At 68.9% G+C, this 19,746-nt stretch carries 8 protein-coding genes; 4 read left to right on the top strand and 4 right to left on the bottom strand.

Annotated elements, in window-relative coordinates; translation table 11 throughout:
• Positions 1-210 precede the first annotated feature (210 nt).
• Entirely contained in the window at positions 211-882 is a 672-nt protein-coding gene (locus U9J23_RS11495; RefSeq protein WP_059381459.1) for a TVP38/TMEM64 family protein, read from the top strand.
• On the opposite strand, the gene U9J23_RS11490 is transcribed toward U9J23_RS11495, so the two are convergent.
• Complete coding sequence (locus tag U9J23_RS11490; RefSeq protein WP_326602704.1) at positions 861-14,615, bottom strand: non-ribosomal peptide synthetase; 13,755 nt, start codon at positions 14,613-14,615, stop codon at positions 861-863. The genes U9J23_RS11495 and U9J23_RS11490 overlap by 22 nt on opposite strands.
• 612 nt (positions 14,616-15,227) lie before the next feature.
• On the opposite strand from U9J23_RS11490, the gene U9J23_RS11485 reads away from it, so the two are divergent.
• The 3 genes from U9J23_RS11485 (at position 15,228) to U9J23_RS11475 (ending at position 17,105) form a co-directional block, all read left to right on the top strand.
• A complete protein-coding gene (locus U9J23_RS11485; RefSeq protein ID WP_145706751.1) occupies positions 15,228-15,932 on the top strand; it encodes a DUF6875 domain-containing protein in 705 nt (234 codons plus the stop codon).
• Between the two features lie 79 nt (positions 15,933-16,011).
• Positions 16,012-16,593: a SatD family protein gene (locus U9J23_RS11480; protein WP_059381457.1), complete on the top strand. Its 582-nt coding sequence runs from the start codon at positions 16,012-16,014 to the stop codon at positions 16,591-16,593.
• Entirely contained in the window at positions 16,590-17,105 is a 516-nt protein-coding gene (locus U9J23_RS11475; RefSeq protein WP_230822927.1) for a hypothetical protein, read from the top strand. Before U9J23_RS11480 ends, U9J23_RS11475 begins: the two co-directional genes overlap by 4 nt.
• A gap of 15 nt (positions 17,106-17,120) precedes the next feature.
• On the opposite strand, the gene U9J23_RS11470 is transcribed toward U9J23_RS11475, so the two are convergent.
• The 3 genes from U9J23_RS11470 to U9J23_RS11460 form a co-directional block, all read right to left on the bottom strand.
• Positions 17,121-17,330, bottom strand: a complete 210-nt coding sequence (locus U9J23_RS11470; RefSeq protein WP_059381455.1) for a DUF2945 domain-containing protein — start codon at positions 17,328-17,330, stop codon at positions 17,121-17,123.
• A 61-nt stretch (positions 17,331-17,391) separates the two neighbouring features.
• Positions 17,392-18,732 carry a DUF2254 domain-containing protein gene (locus tag U9J23_RS11465; RefSeq protein WP_228525578.1) on the bottom strand — a complete coding sequence of 447 codons (1,341 nt, stop codon included), beginning with the start codon at positions 18,730-18,732 and terminating at the stop codon, positions 17,392-17,394.
• Positions 18,733-18,826: 94 nt separating this feature from the next.
• Positions 18,827-19,648 carry an SDR family oxidoreductase gene (locus U9J23_RS11460; protein WP_059381454.1) on the bottom strand — a complete coding sequence of 274 codons (822 nt, stop codon included), beginning with the start codon at positions 19,646-19,648 and terminating at the stop codon, positions 18,827-18,829.
• Positions 19,649-19,746 lie beyond the last annotated feature (98 nt).

Genomic DNA, 19,746 nt, shown 5'->3' with positions numbered 1-19,746 from the left:
CCTCGAAAAGGGTAGGTTGCCTTCGGTGTGATGCTATCCCCACACACCGTGCGGTCGTTGTGGGGATCACCACAGTTTTTCTAGCGTTCGATAACGACGTCCTCGATCGGAACGGTATCGTGCCGTCTTCCTCACTGTGCTCGCGGGGAAGCAGTCACTGCTCGGCCGGTAGTGTGGACGCTCGTGACGAGGCTTGCCGCAGACCGCAGAGTGCTCGGCATCCTGGGCCTGGTGGCGGCGCTCGTCGTCGTAGCTCTCGTGGTGCCGCATCCGACGATCGCTCAGATCCGGGAATGGTCCGAATCGGTGCACGGTCCGGCACTGGTCCTGGTGTTCTTCGCCGTCCACGCCCTGGCCACGATCGCCCCGATTCCGCGCACGGTGTTCACGCTCAGCGCCGGCGTGCTGTTCGGCAGTGCCGTCGGCATCGGCGTGACGGTCGCCGCCTCCACGGTCAGTGCCGTCCTCGCGTTCCTGCTCGTGCGGGCCGTCGGACGCAAGGCCGTGGAATCACGTCTCACGCACCCGGCGGCGAAAGCGATCGATCTGCGCCTGGCACGCCGCGGATGGCTCGCGGTCGGCTCGTTGCGGTTGATCGCCGCCGCCCCGTTCTTCGTCGTGAACTGCTGCTGCGCGGTCTCGGCGGTCCGTCTCGTCCCCTACACGCTCGCGACGATCGTGGGCATCCTGCCGGGCACCGTGGCCGTCGTGCTCCTCGGCGATGCCCTGACCGGTCAGACCGATCCGCGGTTGATGGTGATCACCGGGGTGTGCATCGCGCTCGGTCTCGCCGGACTGCTGCTCGAGGCCCGGCTCCCCGAACCCGCCGGCTCGGCGCTCGACGCCGTCGTCGATCCGCATCAGGACCCGGCGGCGAGATAGCCGGCCAGGATCGGGCCGAGGACCGCGAGCACGGCCGGGGTCATCATCTCCAGGTGATCGCAATCGATCGTGTGATCGGTGATCGTGCCGGACACCCACGGGCGCCACAGGGCCGGTGACGCACCGTCGCCTGTGCCGAGCGATCGCGCCGCGGCGACGAACAGCAGGTCGCCGTCGAAACGTCGGAGGTCGAGCGCCGGCGCCGCCCGGTGGACCTGCGCGTAGGCCGTGAGAATCCGTTCCAGGTCCGCGGCGGACAGTCCGGTCTCGTGCCCGAGACCGCGGTTCACCGCGTCGAGCAGCTGATCGGAGGTCACCTCGTCCGGTTCGGCACCGGGCAGTTCGATGCCCAGCCCCGCCAGCAGTTCCGCGTGGGCGTGGGCACGCCGTTCGCGTTCGAGCGGGTAGTAGTCGAGAACGACCAGGTCGACGGTCTCCCCCGCGGCGCGCAGTTCGACACCCATGTGGTGGGCGATCAGCCCGCCCTGGGACCAGCCGAGCACGGTGTAGGGGCCCTCCGGTTGCACGACCCGTAGCTCCTCGACGTAGCGGTGCGCCAGTTCGGCAGGCGTCGCGTCGAGGGATCCGCCCGAGAGGTACGGCAGTTGCAGCCCGTATACCGGCCGGTCCGGCAGGTAGCGCAGTAGTCCCGCATAGACCCAGGACAGGCCGATCGCGGGATGCACACAGAACACCGGTGGGCGGTGACCGTGCCCGCGCAGAGGAATCAGCACATCGAACATCCCGGTCGTCGGAGCAGCGGTCGCCGGCGGTTCGTCGAGGCGATCCGCGAGTCCGGCCGGGGTGGGGTCGAGGAAGACCAGGGACAACGGAACCTCCCTGCCCAGCTCGCTGCGCAGCTTCGACGCCACGGCAGTCGCGGCGAGCGAATTGCCGCCGAGGTCGAAGAAGTTGTCGTCGATCCCGACCCGATCGCGTTCGAGGACGGAGGCGAACGCGCGGGCGACGACCCCTTCGCTCGGTGTGCGCGGCGCCCGGTAGGCGGCCCCGACGGGCGCGGCCGCCGGCAACGCCGACCTGTCCACCTTCCCGCTCGGAGTGACCGGCAGTCCGGGCAGCACGACGATCACCGCCGGAACCATGTACCGCGGCAATCGGGTGGCCGCGAAGTGCAGGATCTCGGGCGCCTCGACGGGAACGACCCCCGTGGGCACCACATATCCGACGAGCCGGTCACCGCTGCCGTCGTCACGCACCACGACCACCGCCTGAGCGACGGCCCCATGCCGGAGCAGGACCGCTTCGACCTCCTCGAGTTCGATGCGCAGACCGCGTAGCTGGATCTGGAAATCACTGCGCCCCACGTAAACGGGCTCGGGGCCCGCCGCGGTACGCACCCAGCGCATCAGATCCCCGGTGCGGTACATCCGGCGTCCCGGTACGCCGAGGGGGTCGGCGACGAAACGCGTCGCGGTCAGGCCGGGTTGTCCGGCATACCCTCGCGCCAGACCCGGTCCGGTGAGGTACAACTCCCCCACCGCGCGGCCGGCCACGGGCTGCAGGTACGAGTCCAGGAGGTACTCGTCGAAGCCGGGCATCGGCGGCCCGACGGTGAGATTCCCACCGGGGACGAGCGGATCGAGCAGGTTCGACATCACCGTCGCTTCGCTCGGACCGTAGCCGTTGACCATGTGACGACCGTGGGCCCACGTCTCCGCCAGGGACGGCGGGCACGCCTCACCGCCGACACTCACGAAGGTCAGGGCCGGCAGCGCGTCCCGATCCAGCGTCGCCAGCACCGCGGGTGTGGTGTAGAGGTGCGTGATCTCCCCGTCTGCGAGGACACGCTCGAGGTCGTCGCCGGCGGCGATACCGGGCGGCACGACGACGAGCCGCGCCCCGGCCGAGAACGCAACGATCGTCTCCAGCAGCGAGGCATCGAACACCGGCAGCATCGACTGTGCGACACGCGAATCGCCGTCGGCGATCGTCGAGATCCGATCGACCAGCTCGGCGATACCGCGATGCGTCACCGTCACCCCCTTCGGCGTGCCCGTCGATCCGGACGTGAAGATCACGTACGCGGCGTTGTCGGCGCGTACCGGCGCACGGTTGTCGGCGCGCACCGGCGCGCGGCGATGAACATCCGACACCGGTGTTGCCGGCCCACCGTCGAGGTCGACATCCCGAACGGGCACGACGGACATTTCGTCGGGCACCGCCGGTTCCGGGCCGTCCACAAGCACGCACAAGGGCGCGACCGTCCGGATCATCGCGGTGACACGGTCACGGGGCTGGTCGGGGTCGACCGGTACGTAGACGGCACCGGCACGGACGACGGCGAGCATCGCGGCGACCCGCAGGAACGAACGCCGCATCGCCACGACGACGGTGGTCTCCGGTACCGCTCCGCGGACGACGAGCAGTTGCGTGAGCCGCTCCACTCGCGCGTCCAGTTCCGCGTAGGTCCACTGCCGGCCCGCGTCGACGACGGCGACGGCCTCCGGGGAACACGACATCCAGTCGTCGAGGATCTCCCTCCACGTCCGCGTACGGGCGGAGCCGGGAGCGGACACGACCGGCACCTCGTCCCCGAACAGGCGGAGGCGGCCGAGCGGCACCTGCGGCCGGCCGACGACGACCTCGAGAACCCGGGCGACCTGCGACAGTATCGTCTCCGCTGCCGCCCGATCGAACAGGTCGGGACGGTAACTCAATCGCAGCCGCAGTGAGTCGTCGACGTGAGCGATCAGGGTCAGCGGATAATGACCGGCGTCGTGTCCGGTCACATCGCGCACCTGCATGCCGGCGATGTCGACCGCATCGGACAGAGCCGCACGGTCGATCGGATACGACTCGAACACCGTCAGGGTGTCGAATCCGGCAGCAGGTCCGGCGACCTGCTGGATCTCCGTGAGGCCGAGATGGTGCCGGTCGAGCAGTGCGGTCTGCTCGGCGCGGATTCGCTCGACGAGCGCGGCGAGCGTCTCGTACGGGTCGAGCCGGACCCGCACGGGAACCGTATTGACGAACAGGCCGATCATCTCCTCGACCCCATCGACGTCTGCGGGCCGCCCGGAGACGGTCGATCCGAACACGACGTCGCACTGCGAGGTGAGCTTCGCCAGCACGATGCCCCAGGCGACCTGCACCACCGTGCCGACGGTGAGCCCGTGGTCCCGGACGAAGCCTTCCAGGCGCCGGGTGTCCACCGGATCGAGTGCCCGTGCGGTCTCCTCGGACAGGGCCTGCACGGAGGCCTGCTCCGCCTCCGGAGCGACCAGCGTGGGGCGATCCGGACCGGCCAGGTACCGCGACCAGGCATCGCGGGCGGGAGCCGGGTCCTGCTGCACGAGCCACCGCACATAGTCCCGGTAGGGACGTACCGGCGGGAGAGCACCGGTGTCCGCATCGGTTCCGTACAGCACGAGGAGTTCCTTCAGTAGCAACGGCGCCGACCAGCCGTCGAGCAGGATGTGGTGATTGGTGAACACCAACCGGTGATCGTCCGGTCCCATCCTGATCAGGCTCAGGCGCACCAGCGGTCCGGCAGCTGTGTCGAAACGCTGGGTCCGGTCCTCCGCCTGCAGACGGACCAGTTCCGCCGCACGGGCGTCGGGGTCCGGATCGGTCAGATCCCGCTCCCGCAGCGGCAGTTCGACCGACGCCTGCACGACCTGCACGGGTGGGGACTCCCCGTCGAAGACGAAGTTCACCCGCAGGTTCGGATGCCGTGCCGACATGGCGGCCACCGCCCGCCGGAGACGTCGCGGATCGACGACACCGCCCAGGTGCAGGGTCAGTTGCACCGTGTACGCGTCGATCGAATCGTTCCGGAGGGCATGGAACAGGAAGCCGTGCTGCAAGGGGGTGAGGGGCCACACGTCCTCGAAGCCGGGATAGCGGCGCTCGAGTTCGTCGAGGCGTTCCTGGGTCATCGGGACCAGTGGCAGATCCGACGGCGTGCGCCCGCCCGTTCCCGGCTCCGCGACGTGCCGGGCGAGTCCACTCAGCGTGCGGCGCCACCGTTCGGCAAGGTCGGACACCTCCGGGCGGGCGATGACCCCGGTCGGATAGGCGAGATCCGCGCGCAGCACCGGACCGTCGGCAGTGTGGACGACCATGGCGTTGACGGAGATCACCGCCGGTACCGGCTGGGCGGGATCTAGACCACCGCCGAACTCGATGTCCGTGACGGCGTCCGGCGTCGTGCTCCGGCCGTGGAAGTTGAAGGTGAGTTCGGGCGTCGGCAGAGGCTCGAGCGCGGCGCGCCCCTCGTCGTCGAGGTACCGCAGCATTCCGTATCCGATCCCGTGGTCGGGAACGGCACGCAGTTGTTCCTTGACGGTCTTGATCGCGGTCCCCGCTGCAGTGCCGCCGCATGCCACGGCCTCCACGTCGATACCGGTCAGGTCCAGTCGCACCGGATAGGCGGTGGTGAACCATCCGATCGTCCGGGACAGATCGGCTCCCGGCACGGCCTGCTCCTCCCGGCCGTGCCCTTCCAGCCCGACCAGCACCTGGGCGAGGTCGATCCCCCGGTCGGCGCGCTGCGCGACGACGGCTCCGGCCAGTGCTGCGAGAAGACCGTCCATCACGTTCCCGTGGAAGGACGCCGGAAGGACGGTCAGCAACGCGGCGGTCGTCGGGGCGGGTACCTCGACGGTGACGGTGTCGACGGTGGCCCCGACGTCGACCGCGGGGTCCACCTCTCGGGTGCCGAGCAGCGGATCCGGACCCGACAGCGTCGACACCCAGAACGGCAGTTCGTGAGTGCGCGTGCCGCGGCGGGCCACCTCGACGAGACCGTGCGCCCAGCGGCGCATCGAGGTGCCCGTCGGTGCGGGATCCGGAGCGAGTCCGTGTTCGAGGCGAGCCGCCGCAGCAGCGAGGTCGCCCAGCAGGATGCGCCAGGAGACACCGTCGATCACGGCATGGTGTGCCACGAGCAACAACCGCGAGGCGGATCCGGCGTCGAACCGGACCGCCTGCAGCATCACTCCCCTGCCGGGATCCAGTCGTCCGGTCGCGGCGGCATGTTCGGCGGCGGCGATCGCAAAGAATTCGGGCCCTGTCGGATCATCGACCCGGACGCAGCGCAGGATCGACGACGCGGAGACGGATCCGATCGGCCGTGTCTCGAGGCGCAGGTCGTCGGCGACTCCGGGCACTGCGTGCAGGCGCGCCCGCAGCATGTCGTGCCGATCCACGACAGCCTGCAGCGCCGCGAGAAGGTCGGCCTCGCGGAGTCGGTCCGGCAGCGGAACCGATACCGATTGGCAGAAACCCGGATACGTTCGGCCGCGCTCGACCAGCCAGCGCAGTATCGGGGTGAGCGGAACGTCGCCGACGCCGTCGCCGGGCAGTTCCTCGAGCATCGACGCGGTCGGGCCGGCCGGGGTGACTGCCATGGCGAGCGCTGCAACGGTCCTGTGTTCGAACACATCTCGGGGCGAGAACACCAGACCTGCGGCCTTCGCCCGTGCGACCAACTGGATCGACATGATCGAATCGCCGCCGAGGGCGAAGAACGAATCCTGTGTTCCCACCCGGTCGACGCCGAGCACGTCCGCGAAGACCCGGGCCAGGGACCGTTCGGTGTCGGTGGTCGGTGCGATGTAGCTGTCGCTGCGCGTCGCGGCCTCCGGGACCGGCAGTGCGCGGCGGTCGAGTTTGCCGTGCACCGTCACCGGCAGATCGGCCATGTGGACGAACGCGGCCGGAACCATGTAGTCGGGCAACCGTTCCCGCACGAAGCGTCGGACGTCGTCGAGTCGCTCCTCCGCGGCGGGGTCGTTGATGGAGCGCGCGAGGCTGCCCACGTCGTCGGCCGGACGGAAGACGTCGGTCAGCGCCGTATCGACCCTGCCGTCCGGGTCGTCGCGGAGGACGACCACCTCCATCGATCCCGGTTCCTGCGACCAGGTCACCGCGACCCGATAGCCGAGTACGGCGCCGAGCCGATCGAAGTCCGCAGGGCCGATGCGGTCCGATCGTGGCCGGAGGTCCGGTTCCGACACGAGTGCGTGTCCGGGCATCGCATCGAGGGCGGTCGCCGCGGCGATCACCGACCGCAGGGCGGTGTGCGGTACGCCGGTCACGCGCAGGGCAGCGGGACGGTCGGTCCGCAGGTGGTCGGCGAGCGCGGCGAGGGTTCCGAATCCCGACCAGGACCGGCACCGAACATCGGCGAGCGACCTGGGTCCGGTACCGGTGTGCAGCACGACGCTGTAGCGGTACAGGCCGAGTTCGTTGGCCGTCCGCATCCGGCCGAGTTCGATGTCGACCCCGGTGACACCGGGCAGACGACCGGCCAGGCCGGCGAAGAACTCGGGGGCGAGCAGCAGTTCCCGCTCGGAGAGCGTGGCACGGCGGACGCGTTCGCGGATAGTGTCCGCGGTCTCGGTGCCGTCGGCACGGGCGAGTTCCACCGCGGCGGCGAAGTACGGCAGCAGCGCCTGGTTCCGGACATCGCCGAGATGGACCGATCCGCCGGGTGCGAGCAGCGGCAGGATCTTCCGGAGCACCTCGAGCAGATACGCCGCATCCGGGAAGTACTGGATCACAGAATTGAGCACGACGGTGTCGAAGTACCGCTGCGGCAACCCCTCGGTCGCGTGCGCCGGTTGCGTCCTCAACGTCACCCGATCGGCCCACGGCTGCGATCGCACGGCGGAGCGCAGCGTCTCGATCGTCGGGGCCGAGAAGTCCGTGCCCCAGTACTCGGCGCAGTCGGGGGCCAGTTCTCGGAGCAGAAGACCGGAGCCCACGCCGATCTCGAGCAGGCGTCGGGGCCGGAGCCGCCGGACGGCCCGCACGGCGGCGTCGCGCCAGTCCCGCATCTGCTCGACCGGAATGGGCTGCCCGGTGTCGGTGGCGTTCCAACCCGCGAAGGCGCCGGTGTCACCGGTGTCCTCTTGTGGCGGCGTGGAGTACACGTCGTCGTACACGGCTCTCCACCGCTCGACGGTGCCGATCGCGCGAGTCGGATCGGCGAGCAGTGTCTGCTCCCGGTCCAGCACCACATACGCGACCAGTCGTCCGGTCTCGTGAGGGCCCGGAGTGTCCCGGACGACCACGGCGGCGCGGGCCACCGCCGGATGCGCACCCAGGACCGCTTCGATCTCACCGGGCTCGACCCGGAAACCGCGGACCTTCACCTGGTCGTCGCAACGGCCCACGAATTCCAGGTGCCCTCCTGCGCACTCGGGGTCGGCGCCGCTCTTCGAAAGGATCCACCGCACGATGTCGCCGGTGCGGTACATCCGCTCCCCCGGCCCACCGAACGGAGAGGCCACGAATCGTGCCGCGGTCGTGGCCGGACGACCGGGATATCCGCGGGACACCCCGTCGCCGGCGATGTACAACTCGCCCGGGACGCCGGGAGGTACCGGCAACAGTCCGGCGTCGAGGACGAAGACCGTGATGCCCGGGATCGGCGTGCCGATCGGGACCGATACACGCTCCCCCCGAGCGAACGCGTCCCCGACGAGATACATCGTCGCGCACACCGTGGTCTCCGTCGGTCCGTACGCGTTGACGAGCAGCGTCGAGGGATGTGATTCGTGGAAACGGCGTGCGACATCCGGCGACAGCACGTCCCCGGCCGTGACCACCTGGTCGACTCCGTCCCACATCCGAGCCGGGACGACGGCGGGGTCGGCTAGGGCATGGAACAGCGGTGTCGGGGCGAACATCGTCGTCACACCGTGTTCGGAGATCATGTGCGCGACGGTCGACGGATCGAGCAGACAGGAAGGGGCGAGCACGAGTTCGGTACCGCCGATCAGGGCGGGCCAGATCTCGTACACCGACGCGTCGAAGCCCGGTGAGGACACCAGCGACATCCGGCGTCGCGGTCGCGACTCGGTCCAGCCGTGCTCGATCAGGTGCACGAGGTTCCGATGCGTGACGGCCACGCCCTTCGGGACGCCCGTGGAACCGGAGGTGTAGATCGTGTACGCGGTGTTCGACGGGCGCAGGGGCGCGTTCCTGTCGACGTCGGTGAGCGGTCGCGCGTCGTCCGGCAGGTCGTGGGACGTCGGGCGGCCCGTCTCGTCGAGGATCACCGCGACGGCCGGGTCCGCGCACGAGGTGAAACGACTGTCGGTGATCAGCACGCGGGGCGCGGCGTCGGCGAGGACGAAAGCGGTGCGTTCGCTCGGATAGGCGGGGTCCAACGGCAGATAGGCGCCACCCGCCGCCGACACCGCGAGAAGGGCGACGACCAGTGCCGGGGATCGGTCGAGGGCGACGACCACCACGGACTCGGGCCCCACGCCCAGGTCGACGAGCAGGCGAGCCAGTCGGTTGGCCCGGGCGTCGAGGTCGCGGTACGTCCATCGGCCGACGACGCCGGTGAGCGCCGGTGCGTCCGGTGTCGCCGCGACCCGCTCGGCGAGCATCGCCGGAACCGTCAGATCGGCAGTGGTGGCAGCCGGGCCGCTCCACGCGACGAGGAGCAGATCGCGCTCCGAGCGATCGAGAAGTTCGACACCGTCGACCCGCCGGTGCGGCGACCTCACGAAGGCATCGAGGACGCGGAGATACCGATTGGCGAACCGTTCGACGGTGTCGTGCTCGAACAGATCGCTCGCGTACTCGATGCTCACGAGCATCCCGTCGTCGTCGGTGGACGCACGTTCCGACACGCTGATGTACAGGTCGAACCGCGCGACCTCGGTCGCGACGGGCAGCATCTCGACGTGGATGTCGGGGTGGTCCAGGTTCGGCAACGGATTGTTCTGCAACGCGAATGCGACCTGGAACAGCGGGTGGTGGGCGGTCGAGCGCGCCGGGGCGAGCAGTTCCACCAACCGCTCGAAGGGCGCGTCCTGGTTCTCGTAGGCGGCCAGCGCCTTGGTCCGCACGCGGTCGAGGACATCGGCGAGTGTCCATCGTCCGGTGATGTCGTTCACGCGCAGCACCCAGGTGTTGACGAAGAATCCGACGAGATCCGTCAGAGCCTCGTCGGTCCGCCCGGCCACCGGGCCTCCGATCGTGATGTCGTCTCCCGCACCGAATTCGTGCAGGAGCACCACAAGTGCCGACTGGAAGACCATCGACGCGGTGGCTCCGTGCTCGGCGGCCAGTTCGTCGGCCGCGAGGCGTAACTGTGCGGGGATCGTGAACTCCACCCGGCCGCCGCGGAAGGACTGCACCGCTGGGCGGGGGCGGTCGAGCGGAAGCGGGAGGCATTCCGGGACCCCGGCCAGTTCCTCCCGCCAGTAGGAGAACTGCCTGTGCAGGATGCTTCCCGGCTCGCCCTCGTCGCCCAGCACGTCCCGCTGCCACAGTGCGTAGTCGGCGTACTGCACCGGCAGCGGATCCCATCGCGGTTCGGTCCCCGCCGATCGGGCCGCGTATGCGAGCAGCATGTCGCGCACCAGCGGCACCATCGATGCACCGTCGCCGGCGATGTGGTGCAGCACGAGCACCAGCACGTGGTCGTCGGACCCGGTCCGCAGCAGGGTGGCGCGCACGGGGATGTCGGTGGACAGGTCGAAGGTCCGCCGCGCCTCGGCGCTCACGGCCGGCTGCTCCTCGTCGGCAGGCACCGCCCGCACGGGCAGCAACAACGAGGTCTGCTCGATCGGCAGGATGCGCTGCAAGGCAATTCCGTCGGATTCCTCGAACACCGTGCGCAGGGACTCGTGGCGCACCACGACATCGGCGAACGCGGCCCTCATCGCGTCGACGTCCACCCGTCCGGTCAGCCGCGCCGCCATGGGGATGTTGTAGGTCGGCGACGGACCTTCGTAGCGGTGGATGAACCACAACCGGGACTGCGCGTAGGACAACGGGATCCGGTCCGGTCGACGCCGGGGCATCAACGGTGCCCGGGCGACACCACAGTCCGCGAGCCGCGGTACCAACTCGGCGATCGTCGGTGCTTCGAAGAGCATCCTGATGGGTGTCTCGACGTGCAGCGCGGATCGGATCCCCGCCACGACACCGGTCGCCGACAGCGAATCACCCCCGAGTTCGAAGAAATTGTCGTCGACGCCGACACGATCCGGGGACAGATGCAGAACGTCCGCGAAGACCCCCACGAGAGTTCGTTCCAGCCCCTTGCGCGGAGGGCGATGGAGCACGCCACGGCGCTCCGGGGCCGGCAGCGCGGCACGATCGAGTTTGCCGTTGGCCGTGATCGGCATCGCTGCCAGCGGCACCACCACGGCCGGGACCATGAAATCCGGGAGCTCCGCCGCGAGCGCATCACGAATCGCTTCGGCATCCGGGACCGTTCCGGTGCGCGGCACCACGTACGCCACCACCCGGTCGGATCCGGTCTCGCGCCGAACCACCGCCGCGGCCCGCTCGACGTCGGGGTGGCGGAGCAGTGCTGCTTCCACTTCGCCGAGTTCGATACGCCGCCCCCGCACCTTGACCTGGAGGTCGGCGCGACCTGCGTAGATCAGCCGCAGATCCGGGGCGGCCGCTGTGTTGTCGTCGTCCGGGCTGTCGCCGCCACCCGTCGACCACCGCACGAGATCACCGGTGCGGTACATCCTCGACCCCGGTGGCCCGAACGGGTCGGCGACGAACCGCGTCGCCGTCGTCCCCGGTCGCCGGTGGTATCCCCGTGCCAGAGCAGGCCCTGCCGGATACAGCTCTCCGATCACTCCGGTCGGCACCGGATTCAGACGTGCGTCGAGCACGACGGCCCGGAATCCGGGTCCGAGAGTGCCTGCCGTGACCGGTCTACCGGGCACGAGCTCGTCCGATGACATCTGCACGGTGATCTCGCTCGGCCCGTACCCGTTGACCATGCGACGGCCCGGCGCCCACCGCTCCACGAGCCAGGCCGGGCAGTCCTCACCACCGACGCTCACGAACGAGAGTTTCTCGGCGTCCACCGGATCGATCGTCGCGAGGACCGCGGGCGTGGTGCAGAAGTGGGTGATCCGCTCGGCGCGCAAGGCACGTGCGAGGTCGTCACCGGCGGACGCGTCGGGCGGGCCGATCACCAGGTGCGCAGCGGAGCCGAACGCCACGAGCAGCTCCAGCACCGCCAGGTCGAAGCTCGGCGAGGTTCCGTGCCGGACCCGCGCGTCGGCGTCGGCGAGCGTGCGGGTGTGCGCGACGAGGTTCGCCAGACCGCGGTGGGTGACGACCACGCCCTTCGGGTGTCCCGTCGATCCGGAGGTGTAGATGAGGTAGGCGGGTTGATCCGCACGCGCGGGCGCGCACCGGTCCGCGTCGGCCACCGGCGCCGCGCTGTATCGCTTCGTCTCCGCTACCATGTCCGGATCGTCGACCGCCGTCCACGGCACGGTGGCGGGAAGCAGGGACCGCTCGCCGGTGGTGGTGAGTCCGAGCACGGCGCCGCAGTCGCGCAGCATGTACTCGATCCGGGCGGGCGGATAGGAGGGGTCCACCGGAACGAAGGCCGCACCCGCCTTCGCCGCCGCCCAGATCGAGACGATCGAGTCGACGGACCGGGCCATGCCGACCGCGACGAAACGTTCCGGGCCTGCACCCCGCTCGATGAGCATGCGGGCCAGCCGATTCGACCGCTCGTCGAGTGCTCGGTAGGTGAATCGGGTGTCGCCGCACGACAGTGCGGTCGCCTCGGGGACACGGCGGGCAGCGTCGACAAGGATCTCCGGGAGCAGACGTTCGGGCAGGGACGGCGGACCCGTCACGGGGACGAGCGTGGTCCGTTCGGTTGCGTCGAGCAGATCGATGTCGCCGACCCACATCGTCGGATCGTCTTCGACGGCCAGGAGGATCCGCTCCAATCGGCGAGCGATGCGCTCGACGATCGGCGCGGTGTATGCGTCGGTGACGTACCGGATGCGGAGCACGTCCGCGGACGTCACCTCGCGCCCGGCACCGTCGCCGGATTGCGGACGCTCCAGATCGATACGCAGGTCGACGTCGCCGAGGACGGCGTTCTCCACCTCCTTGTCCACATCGCCTCGACCTTCGACGGTGATGCGGAAGAGCGGGGCGTGCGATCCGTTCCGTGTCGGCGCCAGCGCCTCGAGCAGCGCCACCGCAGGGACGTCGGCGTGTGCGAGAGCGTCCCGAGTCCCACGGGAGATGCCCTCGAGGAGATCTCGGAACGACGCGTCGGGGCGCACTCGAATACGCAGGGGCAGCACCGTGCGAACGGGAGTGGTACCGGCCGGGACCGGGAAGCCGAGGACGACATCGTCGGTACCGGTCGACCTGGCGAGGAGAATCGCGGTCGCAGCCTGCAGCATCGGGAAACAATCGTCGGCACATCCGGCACTCGCTCGACGCAGTGCACTCCCGAGGGGATGAACGAACTGCTCCCACACCGGAGCAGATCCCACGCCGCCCGTCCGTCCACCGGCCGGGGTCAGGGCGGGGGGTGTGGGTGCGCCCGCCAGAATGCGCCGCCAGTGATCGAGCACGGTGTTCCGTCGGTAACGAGGTGCGGCCGCCCCGGCACTCGGCGGGTGGATCGAACCGACCGGCGTTCGAGGGTCGGCTGCGACGAACTGCTCGAGGATCTCCGTGAAACAGATGCACTGCGCCTGTATCTCGTTTTCCTCGTAGCGGTTCGGATTCGCCCGGAACTCGATGACGGTGCCGGCCGGCGCGCTGCGGCGGTGGACGGTGATCAGCCGGTCCCCGACGGGCCCGCGCGACAGGACGTGCGGCGTTCCCACGATGTCACCCAGTACGGGTTGCTGATCGAACAGCATGACGTTGACCAGGGGTACCGAGAATCGGGACACCCGTTCGGATGTCGCTCGGCGGATGTCGTCGAGTCCACACGCCTGGTGTCGGAGGGCTCCGACCAGCTCGACCTGCATCCGCCGGACGAGATCCTCCACGGGTTCGTTCGGATCCACCCGGATCCGCAGGGGAACCACGTTGACGAGCATTCCGGCGGACCGTCGCAGCTCGGCCGTCGTCCGCGCCGACACCGGAATATTGACGAGCACGTCGTACCGTCCCGACCGCCGCGAGAAGAAACAGGCAGCGGCCGCGAGTACCACAGCGGCCGAGGAGGCATCCCGCATCGCCGGAGACCCCGCCAAGCAGGCGTCCGCAGCGGCCGACAGATCCGTCTCCGCCGTGAGGGTCCGGACCGCCGGTGGAACCTCCGTGGTGTCGGCCTCGGGCAGATCGCGGACCCGCTCGCTCCAGTACTCACGGTCCGCGACGAACCGCTTCGACGCACGATACTGCCGGTCCTTCTCGTACAGCGTCCGAAGATCGGCCGGCGGTTTGTCCGGGGTCGGTATCTCGTCCCGGCCGGAACTCCGGGAGGCGAGTGCCCGGGAATAGAGTTCGGCTCCCCTGCGCACGATGATCATCGCTCCGAACCCGTCGAGCGCGATGTGATGGGCCTTGACGTACACGAGATAACCGGCATCACCTGTTCGCAGAACGACGATGCGGCACAACCGGTCCGCCATGAGGTCGATCGGTGCTTCCGCATCCCGCCGGAGCCACTCCTCGGCCACCTTCTCCGGATCGTGTTCGTCACGGAGATCGATGACCTCGGTGGGGACGTCGAGGTCCCGGTCGACGACCTGGCACGGACGGCCGTCCACGTCGACGAGGCGCAGGAAGGCGGTCCCGAATTCCCGCCCGGCGGTCGTCGACGCCCACTTCAGCAGATCGAGGTCGAGTTCCCCACGGAATTCCACATATTGGGCGATGACGAAAGGGACGTCGGGTACGAGCTGTTGAGCGAGCCAGATACCGTACTGCGCCGGAGTCAGCGGAAACGCACCCGCGCGCTCGTCGTCGGAGTTCTGCGCGGCGCCTACGACGGGAGTGGCCACAGCGCCCCCTTCACGAGGATGTGTATGCAGTAGCTGCATGTGCGTGCAGCGGCAGTGTCGAACGGGGACGTCTCGATGAGCCGGATGCCATCGAGTACCGTGCGTAGCTCGCGAGTAGGGACGACCGAGTCGGCACGTCGCTTCGAAAATGTATGCGTCAGCGTAGGACGAGGGCGGGGTTGCTGCAATGCTCTGCGGGAGAACGAGATCGAGATGCGACCGGGACATTCCGTAGACGGCCGCATTCGCGCATTCCGACATTCGGAATATTCACTCCATCAACCCAAGGTTTGTTTGAGGGATGGATAGAAACCCCCCGTTCGCGCTATGCTCGTTTTACAAACTTAGAATGCAAAACTTTCGGTAAACTCCGCACGAAGGAGACTTCACGTCGGCCCGACGGTCGAACGGGCACCGGAGCCGCGCGAGCGGACGATGCACGCGACCGGACCGAGACATTCGACAATGTTGCGCTGCAACGTTTTCCGTCGTTCGTACTCCTGTTGTCCGAAACGGCCTCGCTACAAATCCTTCCGGGAGACCTCCGCAGCTCCCGACCCGGCCGCTCCCGTCTCAGCCGCGATATCCGTCCCCGGGAGGGAGGAAGCGCAGATGCCGATCCAGAGACGAGTCGGACCCCGCTCGGGCACGGTCTGGGTGGACCTGTTCGGTGAAACCTCCGAATACACAGGCGAAGCGAGCGCCGATCTGCTGAGAGGATGGGCGAGCGGGTATCTCACCGAACCCAACCCCGAACTCGGCCGCAGTGGACCCGTCTGCCCGTTCGTTCGCCCCTCCATCGGTAAGCAACTCTTCGGAGCCGCCTTCGTCCACGGATCCGGAATCGATGCCCGAGCCCTCGGCACGATCGTCGAGGACCAGTTCGACCTGTACACGACGCTCTCACGCGAAGACGATCGCGATCGAAGCCTGAAGACGCTCGTGACCGTACTGCCCGACCTCACCGGCTTCGAGGTGATCGACGTCGTCCACGCGGAATTCAAATCGCAGTTCGTCGAACACGGTTTCATGCTCGGCCAGTTCTACCCGGGCTGCACCCAGCCGGGACTGTGGAATCACGACTTCCATCCACTCGACGCCCCCTTGCCGATGCTCGTCGCCCGCAACATGATGACGACCGATTTCCCGTTTCTCGTCGGACGCCAGGAATGGCTCTGCGCCTACTTCAAGAAGTTCGCCCCGGCCCTGCCCTCGACACTCCGCCTCACCATCGCGAAACGGATGAAGTACGACGGCGATGCGGTGGACGCGATCACCACACATCACGAGCTGACGGGGAACGAGCCGGCCAGATAGCCTGTACGCGACCCCCACCGCACATCATCGTCAAGCTCAGGGTCTTGATTATCGGAAATCAAGCCCTCACACTTGACACATGTTCGTATTGACGGTCGACCAGCGGAGCAGCCGCCGAGACATCGACCGTGTGGCGGACCTTCTCACCGACCTGCAGGACGTTCCGCTGGTACGTCCCTTCGATCGCACCGCGGGCGACGAAGTCCAGGCCGTCGCGGACGATCCCGCCCTCGTCGTCGATCTCGTCCTCGACCTCCTCCGGCGTGAACGCTGGAGCATCGGGGTGGGGGTCGGGCCGGTGGAGACCCCGCTCCCCGAACAGACACGCGCCGGTCGTGGACCCGCCTTCGAACACGCCCGTATCGCCGTCGAACGCGCCAAGAACGCACCCGGGCAGGTCGCGGCCGAAGGCGACGACACCGAGGCCACTGCCGACGTCGACGCCGCGCTCACCCTGCTCGCCACCGTCGTCCTACGCCGGACCGAACAGGGACACGAGGCGGTCGACCTCGCGCGTCAGGGTCTGTCGCAGGCGCGGATAGCGGAGCGTCTCGGCATCAGCAAGCAAGCGGTGTCCCAGCGTCTCGCCACCGCCGGATGGCAGGCCGAACTCGCCGGACGTGAACTCGTACGCCGACTCCTGGAAAGGGCCGATCGTTGACCGTCCTCTCACTGGTGTGCCTGGCAGTGGTCGCCCTCGCACCCGCGCTCGCCCTGGGTCCGAGCCTGCCGCTGTGGCCGGCCGCGTCGCTGAGCATCGCGGGTCTCGCCGGGGCCGCGCTCGCCGCCACCGCGACCACCCCGGTTCAGGGCATCGCGCTCGCGGCCACGCTCATCCTCACCGCCACGGCGGCGATCACCGGAGGCGGACCCGCGGTTCTCGTGGCGTTCCGGATCGCGCGCAGGCAACCCGACGCCGGTCCCGAGCCCACCCCTCCCCCGGGTCCGCTCCGCGGCGGACGGGTCATCGGCGTGCTCGAACGCGGAGCGGTCACCGCCTCCATCCTCGCCGGATGGCCCGAAGGGATCGCGGTCATCATGGCGGTGAAGGGTCTCGCCCGCTATCCCGAACTGCGCGAACCGAACGCCTCCGAACAGTTCATCATCGGCACGTCCACCTCGGTGCTGTGGGCGGTCGCGGTGTGCGGCGTCGGACAGGCGCTGATCACCTGATCCCGAATACCGCTGTCAGATCTTCTTCAGTGCACTGCCCTTGTGCATCGCGACGTGATCGGTCTTGTCGCTCCGGATCTCGTACTGCGGCTCGTCCTCGCTGCACCGCCGAGTACGTCCCTTGAACTCCACGTCCTTCGTGTGTTTCGCGATGATCACGCCCTCGACGTATCCGGCTTCGGAGTTCCATCGGACGTGGTCACCGATGGAGAAGTGGGTCGCCATGTCGTCGTCCTCCCGATCGGCCCGCTTCCTGTGACAGTCGGATAGCCGTCTCCCGTCGGTCCTACACCCCGGTCGGTCGGACCGTTCGATGCTCCGCAGGATCCGCGGACCCCTCCGCGACGGCGCGGAACCGTTCCAGGTCCTCCGGACGGAACTCGGGCCGGTCGACCACCGCGTCGACGAGCAGACGCAACTGGTGTTGCAAGGCCGGCACCGACTCGGTGCGCCCCTCCGTCGAAAGGTGATCCATGAGCATGCGCAACACCCGGGCCAGTGCCGTCGCCACGTGCAACTGCGCCGAACCGGCCTGCCGGATCTGCTCGAAGGCGTGCTCGATGTACTCGTCGGGCGACAGGATCCACGGACGCAGCAGGATCCGACCCTCCGCACCCTCGATCGCCGGCGCCGGACTGTCGGTGACCAGCAGGGTGCGCAGCAGACTGCCGAGCCGGAGCACCACTTCGGTCGCGGTCGTCGGGTCGTTAATCGCCTGGCTCAGCGCGCGCAACGCGATGTCGACGAGCTGCCGCAATGCGAAGTCCACGTCCTGCTGCATGGTGCGCACGTTCGAGATCTCCACGGCCGCCTCGAGCCGCCGCAGGATCACGGTCCGCTCCGGCTTCGGATGGATCCGCAGCAACGGTTCCCCGCGGTGGATGTACGCGCCGGGACGTGTCTCCATCCGCACCACCGCGCCCGGCGGTACCACGGCGAGAACGAGTTCGGCCGGTGCCTGGGTCACCCAGCCGTCGCGCGGGGCGTGCACCGTCGCCCCCTCATCGAAATCCGGCTCCGGCGCCCGGTCGACGTGGATCTCACGGTGCGCACTCCGACTCGTGTTCGAGATGACCTTCTCGGCCTCCGAGGCGATGCTGCGCACCACCTCCCCGACCTGCAGACCGTGGGCCAGCCGGTTGAGATAGGCGATGATGAGCACCACGGTCGACACCGCGAGGACCAGCGCGAGGGTCGTCGACAGTGTCGGGGCAGGTGCGGCGTCGTCCGCGCCGATGTGACGCAGCGTCAGCACGCAGTAGACGAAGGTCGCCACCAGCATCCCGATCACCGTCTGGCTGACCCGATCCCGGATGAAGGACCGCATCACCCGCGGTGAGAACTGGCTGCTCGCCAACTGCAGGCTCACGACGGTCAACGAGAAGACGACGCCGGCGGTGGTGATCGTGGCGCCCGCCACGGTGCTCAGCAGCCAGATCGCCGCGTTGCTGTTCATCTTCATGCCCCACGGGAAGGGGCCGAAGGTCCGATCGATGTAGCCGCTCACCTCGGCGAGCACAGCTCCGGCGACGACGACCAGCGCGGGCAGCGCGAACAGGCTCTCCCGGAATCGGTACTCACCCGCGGCGAGCCGCAACTGCATCCACGATCTCGGCAGAGCACTCATGCCGACCACGCTATCGACGCGCACGGTTCCGGCAACCCGACTTCCGCAGAACACCTCGACCAGGAGCGGTCACCGCGCCGGAGGTGTCATCCGCTCACCCGGTCGTCCGGAGCGGACGCTTCTCCTCCTCTTCCGCGACGACCTCGATGCGATCCTGCACTCGCCGCATCGCACGCAGCCACCGATCCGGATCCGATGCTCGCCGCAGGTAGTACTCCGCCACCTCGGGGTGCGGAAGGATCAGGAACCGGTCGTCGCCGAGCGCTCCGACGATATGGTCGGCGACCTCGTCCGGGGTGAGCACCCCACTCTCGAAGATCACCCGGCCCGCAGCGTCGGTCGGCAGCAGATCCGTCGCGACGCCCTGCGGGCACACACACTGGACGATCACGCCCTTGTCCCCGTAGGTCGCCGAGAGCCACTCCGCATGGGCGACGGCAGCGTGCTTGCTCACCGAGTACGCCGGGGAACCGAGCATGGTCAGCAGTCCCGCCGCCGAGGCCGTCACCACGAACCGTCCGGCACCCCGCTCGAGCCACTCCGGCAGCAGTGCCCGGGCGGCGCGGACGTGCCCCATGACGTTGACCTCCCAGGACAGCTGCCATGCCGCCTCGCTCTCGGCCGCTCCCGTCTCGACCCCGGCGTTGGCGAACCACACGTCCACGGATCCGAGAGCGGCGAGCGAGCGGGCGACCAACTCGGCGACGCCCTGCTCCCCTGCCGCGTCCCCCGGTACTGCGATGCCACCGATCTCCTCGGCGACGCGGGCGCACGCGTCGGCGTCGAGATCGTTGACCACGACACGGGCGCCGGCCTGCGCGAGGCGGTGGGCCAGAGCCCGGCCGATACCGTTACCGGCTCCCGTGACGACGACACCCGCGTCCCGGAGATGATCCGGAGCCGTCCTGTACGTCAACTGGCGTCCTTCCGTTCGTGCCGGCCCCGGACTTGCCGAGGCGGCAGGCGAGACCGGGCCCGGCAACGAGCGACTCGCTGCCGGGCCCGGTGATGACA

Origin of the sequence: Rhodococcus sp. PD04 (assembly GCF_035918275.1) — a bacterium.
Lineage (GTDB): Bacteria > Actinomycetota > Actinomycetes > Mycobacteriales > Mycobacteriaceae > Rhodococcus > Rhodococcus rhodochrous.
This window is presented reverse-complemented; position numbering and strand designations above follow the sequence as displayed.

Bases quoted from the DNA above. Each gene is read 5' to 3' on its own strand.
- U9J23_RS11465 (WP_228525578.1), bottom strand. From the start codon at position 18,732: ATGAGTGCTCTGCCGAGATCGTGGATGCAGTTGCGGCTCGCCGCGGGT.
- U9J23_RS11470 (WP_059381455.1), bottom strand. From the start codon at position 17,330: ATGGCGACCCACTTCTCCATCGGTGACCACGTCCGATGGAACTCCGAA.
- U9J23_RS11485 (WP_145706751.1), top strand. From the start codon at position 15,228: ATGCCGATCCAGAGACGAGTCGGACCCCGCTCGGGCACGGTCTGGGTG.
- U9J23_RS11480 (WP_059381457.1), top strand. From the start codon at position 16,012: ATGTTCGTATTGACGGTCGACCAGCGGAGCAGCCGCCGAGACATCGAC.